Consider the following 5,445-nt stretch of genomic DNA (forward strand, 5'->3'; position numbering starts at 1 on the left):
CAGGGGGTTGGGCGGCTGGGCGCTCGGTTCGGGACGCTGGCGATGGATGGGCTTGCTCGTTCCAGGGACGGTGCTGGGCGCCTTGCTGCTGCCCGTGCTCACTCCGGAGCCCGCGCTGCGGATCACCTTCCTCTCCGTGGGTCAGGGGGACGCGGTGGTGCTGCGCTCGCAGGGGCACCATGCATTGGTGGATGCGGGCGGCGTCCCGGAGGGCGCGGACACCGGGGAGCGGTTCGTCCTGCCCTTCCTCAAGGCCGAGGGCGTGTCGCGGTTGGACCTCGCGGTGCTCTCCCATCCGCATCCGGACCATGCGCTCGGACTCGTGTCGACCCTGGCCCAGGTGCCCACCGAACGCCTGTGGCTGTCTGCGGGAAGCGCGGACGGGCCGCTGTCCCGGCGCATTGTCTCGGCCGCGAAGGGCGCGGTCGTGGAGGAGGTGCAGGTGGGGCATCCCGCGTTCGCCCTGGGTGAGGCGACGCTGGAGGTGCTGGGGCCTCCGGTGGACCGGGAGTTGATGGAGGGCGCGAATGACCGGAGCGTGGTGCTGCGCGTGCGCCATGGCGACGTCACCGTGCTGCTGGCTGGCGACGTGGAAGCGGACGGCGAGGCCTCGCTCAAGGAGGCCCTGGGGCCGGTGACGGTGTTGAAGGTGCCGCACCATGGCTCGCGCACGTCGTCCACCGCGTCGCTCCTGGAGCGCACGCGGCCACGTCACGCGGTCTTCTGCGTGGGCCGGCGTAACCGCTTCGGCTTTCCCCATCCGGAGGTGGAGGCGCGCTACCGCACCCTGGGCACCGAGTGCTGGCGCACGGACCAGGACGGGGCCATCACCCTGGAGAGCGACGGTCAGGACGTCCGGCTGGTGTCCTTCCTGCCGCATCTGGATTCCACCCCTCTCCCCGTTGCCGGGAGTGGGGGTCAGGCACACCTTGAGAGGTGATGATCTCCGATGACCTTGATCTGCGGAAACTCACCGCCGACCTGAAGGCCCGACTTGGACCGGGCGAGCCCGTGGGCTACCTGCGCGGCAAGTCCCTCATGCGCGACATGCTGCTAGACATGAGGGAGAACCGGTTCTCCGAACTGGAAGCCGAGGAGCTCGTCGACACCCTGGAGTCCCGGGGCTTCGTGCGCTTCCTGGGCGACCCGGCGGAGCGCTCCGTCGCGGACGCGCCCTGGGACATCTCACCCCACGCCTGACGCTCCCGCCTACTGGAAGACGAGCCACGCGAAGCGCGGCAGGGCGTGGAAGTCACCGATGAAGAGCGGGGAGAAGGCCTGGCCTTCCACTTGCCGGCGGTCGTGGTGCTCCAACCGGTAGAGGTTGAAGCGCCAGCGCTCGCCGGGCTGGGGCGGGATGTGCGGCACCTCCGCGAGCCGGTTGAACGGGATGGCCAGCTCCACCGTCCAGCCCTCGTCGCGGTCGGACGCGTCGTCCAGCGTGCCGCGCACCTTCACCGCCGTCTTCATCCCTGAGTCCCACGACAGGTCCATGCCCTGGCGCCGCGCGGGGAAGTACGCGTCGAAGATGACGTTGTGGGGGGACACCTCCAGCTCGTTGTACGTGCGCCCGTCCGCGTTGGCGTCGAGGAACACCTCCACGACCTCCTGCTCGTAGATGGAGTCGTCGCGGTTGCGCAGCGTGCCCCAGATGTCCGGGTCCTCCACGTCGAAGGCCACGTACAGGTTCGCGTCGTCGTAGACGAGGCGCGCCTGCGTGCGCAGCCGTCCGGGCCGTCCGTCGAAGCTGCCCACGAGCGTCACCGGCTTCGCGCCCTTCCAGGCCTCGTCGTCCAGCGCGCCGTCGAGCACCGGCGCCTTCTTCACGCGCGTGACGGTGTACTCCGGCAGCGCGGGGGCCTCGCCGCCCAGGAGCGGACCGAACACGCGATTGTCGCCCTGGTGCATGCGTGGATCATCCACGGAGAGCCGTTCGTCGCCGCGCCAGAAGCCCATTGCCAGACGGGCGGGCACGGTGGGCATGGGGACGGTGTGCACATCCTCCACCACCTTGCCCACGGGCCAGGTCTCCAGCGGCGCGGCCCCGTCCTGGAACTCGTGATCCGCGTTGGCCAGCATCTGGCCGCTGTCCGGATCCACCACGTGCACGAAGAAGTGGAAGCCCTGCGGCGGCGGGCGCACGGCCTGGAAGTAGTGCGCGATCCGCACGGGCTGCCCCGGCGTGGGCCGCTCCGGCGTCACGCGCGAGCCCAGGTAGACGATGGCGCCACCCGCGAAGGTGGCGCCGCTCCTGAAGGTCAGCCCCTCCGGCGCCGCGTCGAGCGTCCGCAGCGTCGTGGGCGCGGGCAGCCTGGGCGCGCGGTGGGCAGGGCCCGCCTGCTCATCGCGGCACGCACCGGCGACGAACAGGACGGAGGACAGCAGCGGGACGAGGGCAAGGGAGCGGAGGCGCATCGAAGGCGCGGAGTCTACCCTTCCGCGCCTTCCAGGAAGCGTTCTTCCACGCCCGGGACAACGCCTTTCCTGTGCATGGGCAAGCCGTCCGCAAGGGAAGGCGGCCGAGCCAGCGGGCCCCCGGGGCCCGGTTGGCATGGACGAAAGTACACCCCACTTTTCGGTCCAACACAGGGAGGGGACCACATGAGCAAGGGACTGTTGGCTGGAGCGGCGGCGGTAGCGGTTTTGGCGGCGGGCTCCGCGCAAGCGGCCTCGACGGAGCTGCGCAGGTCCGCGGACATGCGCGGCCTGACATTCCTCGTGGGCGGCGGTGTGGAGGGTTACACCAGCGGGCTCCGCGACCAGATTGATCCAGGCCTGGGCTACGGCGTGACGGTGGCCATCAAGCCGACGAACGTGCTGGGCCTCGAGCTGGGCTACACGGGCGCCATCAGCGAGTTCAACAACGACCGCGTGCTGGCGACCAACGCCAACGGGCCGGACATCGTGCGCAACGGCGCGCAGGCCGCGGTGACGCTGGGCCTGACGGCCACGCCCATCCAGCCGTACATCATGGGCGGCGTGGGCCTGAGCCGGTACAACGTGCGCGCGTTCGCCCCGGGCTTCCAGGACGACACGGTGGGCAACGTGCCGGTGGGCGCGGGCCTGCGCCTGCACCTGGGCAGCTTCACCGCGGACGCGCGCGTGAACTACAACTTCCTGTTCGACCAGGAGTTCGCGCTCACCGTGCCGCCGTCCGACGTGGACCTGGGCAGCGACGAGACGTTCAGCAGCGGCGGCCGCTACATGGGCACCATCAACCTGGGTGCCACCTTCTAGACGGAAGCCGTGGCCACCGCCGTCCCGGCCTCCGGACATGGGAGGCCGGGACTGGATGGGAGCCTGGGGGCAACCTCGCGAAAACGCGACGTCCGGTGGCAGGCGTGACGCTTGCTGCCGGGCGTCCGCATGCGCTTCGAATTCGAGCACCTGGGCACCCCCACCCCGTTCGAGCTGACCGAGGGCCACCACCTGCTGGGCGGTGGCCCCGATGATCACATCCACCTGGAGGGCCTGCCCGCGGGATTGTTGACCCTGCGCATCGACTCCGGCCGGCTCATGGTGGAGGCGGTGCGCAGCTTCACCGTGAACGCGGTGCGCGTGCTGCCCGGCGTGTCGCGCCTGGTGGTGCCCGGTGAGGTGCTGGGCCTGCCGGACGGAATGTGCCTGCGCGTGATTGCCGAGCCGAGCGCCCCCGAGCGTGGCGTGGGCACGGTCGCGGTGCTCAAGGGCCTGTTGACGGATGCGGAAGCCCCGCCGTCCCGCGCCGCCACCCTCACCTGCCTCACCGGACTGGACGTGGGCCGCTGTCATGCGCTCGCGGAGGCGTGCACGGACATCGGCCGGGGTGACGGCGTGGCCCTGCGGCTGCGCGACCGGGCCGTGTCCCGGATGCACGCACGGGTCCGCCGCGAGGACTCGGGCTTCGTGCTGGAGGACCTGGGGACGCCCAACGGGGTGTTTCTCAATGGCGTGCGCCTGGAGGCCCCAGGGCCTCTGACGGACGGGGACGTCGTGGAGCTGGGGCGCTCACTGCTCCGCTTCCAGGCGGCGTTCGATGAGGCTTCAGGGAAGGCCCTGCCCGTGCCCCAGCCCGTGGCCGCTGAAGAGACACTGGCTGGAACGGAAACGCCGCGGCCTCCCCAAGGGAAGCCACGGCGGCTGGCGGGATGGATCATCACCGGGGCCGTCACGCTGGCCCTGGGTGCGCTGCTCGTCGCCTCCGTGCTGGCGGCGACCGGCTGACGCGGGGCGCGCTACGCCGGCAGGGGCGAGAGGCCCGCGCGTTCCACCAGGAGCCGGGCCAGGCGCTGGTGGTGACGGAAGAAGCTGGTGAAGTGCACGAAGCCCTTGCTGCCCCGGATGGCGTAGACCGTCACCGGCCCGGGGAGCACGTCCAGCTTGCGGATGTCCGCGAAGGAGAAGCGCCGGGTGCGCACCATGCCGCGGCAGGTGATGCCCCGGGCATCCACCTCGATGCGGGTGCGGCCGTAGTAGGCGACGGCCACCGCGAAGAAGACGACGAAGAAGGCCGCGGACAGGAAGGTCTGTAGCGGCACTCCGTCGAAGTGGAACAGCCAGGCGAAGACGCCCAGCCATAACAGGCCTGCCGCCGCCATCAACGCGGCGAGCACCCTGCGGGGGCGAAAGACCTGCTGCTGCTGCTTCCCCTCCACCGTCCGATCGCGTCGGTCCATGCCCTTCAAAATAGTGGGCCGGACAGCCCCTCCAGCCATGCCCGTCTGGTCACCAGCCAGGCGGTCAGCGCAGGCGCTCGGCCTTCTGGCGGGACTCCTCTTTCAGCTCGGGGCGCACGTCCGCGGCGGTGGAGCGGGCGTAGCGTTCGTAGAGGTCGCGGGCCTCCAGGTTGCGGCCCAGCGCGCGGTACGCCTCCGCGAGGCCATACAGCGGCGAGGCCGACTCCGGCTCCAGCTTCAGCGCGAACTGGTAGTCCGCCGCGGCCTCCGCGTAGCGCCGCAGCCCGATGTTGGCGCTGCCTCGCGCGATGTACGCCACGGTCAGGAGCGGCTCCTGCTGCAGGGCCTGCGTCAGCGTCTGGAGCGCGGGCGCGTAGGCGCGCTGGCTGATGTGCTGGACGCCCTGCTCGTAGGCGCGGCGTGCCTGGGCCCGCGTCGTGTCCGCCACGGGGCCTGAACCCGGAGGCTGTCCCACGGCCTGCGGCGACGCACCGGCCTCCCCCTGCTTCACGCGCGCCCGGGTGATGTTGTCCTGCGCGCTCTGGCGGATGGCGGCGTCCTGGGTGAGGCGCGACGCGGCCTCCCATTCTTCAATGGCGCGCGCGTAGTAGCCGAGCACCGCCAGCGCGTTGCCCAGCTTGAAGCGGGCCTCCACGTGATCTGGTGCCGCGTGCTCCGCGTCGAGGAAGGCGAAGGCCGCCTCGCGGTAGCGCCGCTCGCGCATCAGCGCGTCCCCATCGCGGATCCGCGTGGCCGCCAGCACCGCCTGTGACGTGCGCTGGGGCGGGGC

The 5,445-nt window shown here is 71.2% G+C and carries 7 protein-coding genes; 4 read left to right on the top strand and 3 right to left on the bottom strand.

Translation table 11 applies throughout. The annotated features are described in order from the left end of the window. Both D7W79_RS38170 and D7W79_RS38175 read left to right on the top strand, forming a co-directional pair. Positions 1–940, top strand: a 940-nt coding sequence (locus D7W79_RS38170; protein WP_147442262.1) for a ComEC/Rec2 family competence protein, incomplete at its 5' end; no start/stop codon positions are given. Then, a complete protein-coding gene (locus D7W79_RS38175; RefSeq protein ID WP_120530179.1) occupies positions 940–1,200 on the top strand; it encodes a hypothetical protein in 261 nt (86 codons plus the stop codon). The genes D7W79_RS38170 and D7W79_RS38175, both read left to right, overlap by 1 nt. A gap of 9 nt (positions 1,201–1,209) precedes the next feature. Here the strand turns inward: D7W79_RS38175 and D7W79_RS38180 are convergent, their stop codons facing one another. Next, the gene (locus tag D7W79_RS38180) at positions 1,210–2,415 is read right to left on the bottom strand and encodes a carbohydrate-binding family 9-like protein (protein ID WP_120530180.1); all 1,206 of its coding nucleotides are present in this window, start codon (positions 2,413–2,415) and stop codon (positions 1,210–1,212) included. 186 nt (positions 2,416–2,601) lie between these two features. Between D7W79_RS38180 and D7W79_RS38185 the strand changes: the two genes are divergently transcribed. Further along, positions 2,602–3,237 (top strand): outer membrane beta-barrel protein, encoded by a 636-nt coding sequence (locus tag D7W79_RS38185; protein ID WP_120530181.1) that lies wholly within the window; start codon positions 2,602–2,604, stop codon positions 3,235–3,237. A 129-nt stretch (positions 3,238–3,366) separates the two neighbouring features. Next, the gene (locus D7W79_RS38190) at positions 3,367–4,203 is read left to right on the top strand and encodes an FHA domain-containing protein (RefSeq protein ID WP_120530182.1); all 837 of its coding nucleotides are present in this window, start codon (positions 3,367–3,369) and stop codon (positions 4,201–4,203) included. Between the two features lie 11 nt (positions 4,204–4,214). Here the strand turns inward: D7W79_RS38190 and D7W79_RS38195 are convergent, their stop codons facing one another. Both D7W79_RS38195 and D7W79_RS38200 read right to left on the bottom strand, forming a co-directional pair. Further along, positions 4,215–4,577 carry a PH domain-containing protein gene (locus D7W79_RS38195; protein WP_439099270.1) on the bottom strand — a complete coding sequence of 121 codons (363 nt, stop codon included), beginning with the start codon at positions 4,575–4,577 and terminating at the stop codon, positions 4,215–4,217. 142 nt (positions 4,578–4,719) lie between these two features. After that, on the bottom strand, positions 4,720–5,445 hold a 726-nt coding region (locus tag D7W79_RS38200), incomplete at its 5' end, for a tetratricopeptide repeat protein (RefSeq protein WP_147442263.1).

It is taken from the genome of Corallococcus exercitus, assembly GCF_003611585.1.
Classification (GTDB): Bacteria; Myxococcota; Myxococcia; order Myxococcales; family Myxococcaceae; genus Corallococcus; species Corallococcus exercitus.

Bases quoted from the DNA above. Each gene is read 5' to 3' on its own strand.
- D7W79_RS38175 (WP_120530179.1), top strand. From the start codon at position 940: ATGATCTCCGATGACCTTGATCTGCGGAAACTCACCGCCGACCTGAAG.
- D7W79_RS38180 (WP_120530180.1), bottom strand. From the start codon at position 2,415: ATGCGCCTCCGCTCCCTTGCCCTCGTCCCGCTGCTGTCCTCCGTCCTG.
- D7W79_RS38185 (WP_120530181.1), top strand. From the start codon at position 2,602: ATGAGCAAGGGACTGTTGGCTGGAGCGGCGGCGGTAGCGGTTTTGGCG.
- D7W79_RS38190 (WP_120530182.1), top strand. From the start codon at position 3,367: ATGCGCTTCGAATTCGAGCACCTGGGCACCCCCACCCCGTTCGAGCTG.
- D7W79_RS38195 (WP_439099270.1), bottom strand. From the start codon at position 4,577: ATGGCGGCGGCAGGCCTGTTATGGCTGGGCGTCTTCGCCTGGCTGTTC.